Here is a 1,437-nt window from a genome sequence, read left to right on the forward strand (position 1 = left end):
TGAAGTGAACCCCATTAATTGGAGTTTATTTTAGGCAATCAGTTGGTCGGAAAGATTCCGGTATTCTACCGGTGTCTTTCCGGCCAATTTTGTCCTTATCCTTTTGTTGTTATAGTAATATACATATTCCTCAATGCCTTTTCTTAAATCTTCATATGTTTCATAATCAAAATTATGTGTCGTTCCTATCTTTAAAATATGAAACACACTTTCAGCTACCGCATTATCTAAGCATGTCGCTTTGCGACTCATGCTTTGGATGATGCGGTTTTTCTTTAAACTTTGTACATATACGTTATTTTGGTAATGGAATCCTTGATCTGAATGGATCATCATTCTGTAGTTTAGTTGTGGCCGCATAGCTATTAATTCTTCTAAAGGCTTCATTACAAAGTTCATATCTGCTTTTAATCCAATATTCCAAGTAATGATTTCACCACTGTATATATCGATAAATGCAGTAAAATATGCTCGTTCTTCTCTTGTTTCATTCCCCCAACGAACCTCAGTGACATCTGTTACTATTTTTTGAAAAGGTCTGTCAGTTTTAAATCTACGGTTCAAAATATTTTTAGCCACTTTGCCAACTGAACCTTTATAAGTATTCAATTTTCTGGTTTTTCGTTCATAGGCATGACAAAGTAGATCATTCTTTCTCATGATTCTTAGAACAGCCTTATGGTTTACAATGATTCCCATATTTCTAAGAGCAGATGTAACAGTTCGATATCCGTAATCGATATTCTTTTCACGAATATCTTTTATCTTTTGAACGAGCTCTTCTGATTTTCTATTACGACCATAGATATGATTATGGGAGTAATGATAACTACTACTAGACATTCCAACTACTTCCAAAATAATTGAAAGTCTTATTTTCAATTCAAGCCTTAACTCACTTATTATCTGTGCTTTTTGTTGGTTGGTGATTTCGGATTCTTTTGAGTTAAGGCTTTTAATTTTTCCAAGTAAGCTACCTTGACCCTTAATCGTTCGTTTTCAGCTTCTAATTCTTTTAATTTTCTATCTTTATTATTTTCAGACATAATATCAAACCGTCCTATTTGTGGTTTAAGACGTCCAGATATTAATGATTTCTCCCACTGCCAAATGGTTGCTGGTGCCTTGATATCAAAGTGCTTAGCAGTTGAAGGATAAGATTCACTATTATCTATTCGCCAAGTAATTACCATAATTTTAAACGAATAGTCATGAATTGTCCTCCCATTTCTGAAAGGAATTAATCCATCAACGCCAAAGCGTTGATATGCATACATCCATTGATAAATAGTTGCCGTTCCTCTAATATCATATTTTTTCATAGCTTGTACAATAGGCAACCCATTATTAACATCTGTTATACAAGCCAATTTAATATCTTTTGAAAACAAAGAAAACCCTCCCGTTGGATTACTCCAACTAGGAGGGTTCACTTCA

2 protein-coding genes are annotated in these 1,437 nt (G+C 33.8%); both read right to left on the reverse strand.

What is annotated here, in order from left to right; all coding sequences use genetic code 11:
• Nucleotides 1–30: 30 nt before the first annotated feature.
• Nucleotides 31–882: an IS3 family transposase gene (locus tag FHL05_RS12345; protein ID WP_238334050.1), complete on the reverse strand. Its 852-nt coding sequence runs from the start codon at nt 880–882 to the stop codon at nt 31–33.
• Nucleotides 883–902: 20 nt separating this feature from the next.
• A partial coding sequence (locus FHL05_RS12350; protein ID WP_337692576.1) for a helix-turn-helix domain-containing protein occupies nt 903–1,437 on the reverse strand: 535 nt, incomplete at its 5' end.

Origin of the sequence: Companilactobacillus halodurans, assembly GCF_009600995.1 — a bacterium.
Taxonomy (GTDB): Bacteria; Bacillota; Bacilli; order Lactobacillales; family Lactobacillaceae; genus Companilactobacillus; species Companilactobacillus halodurans.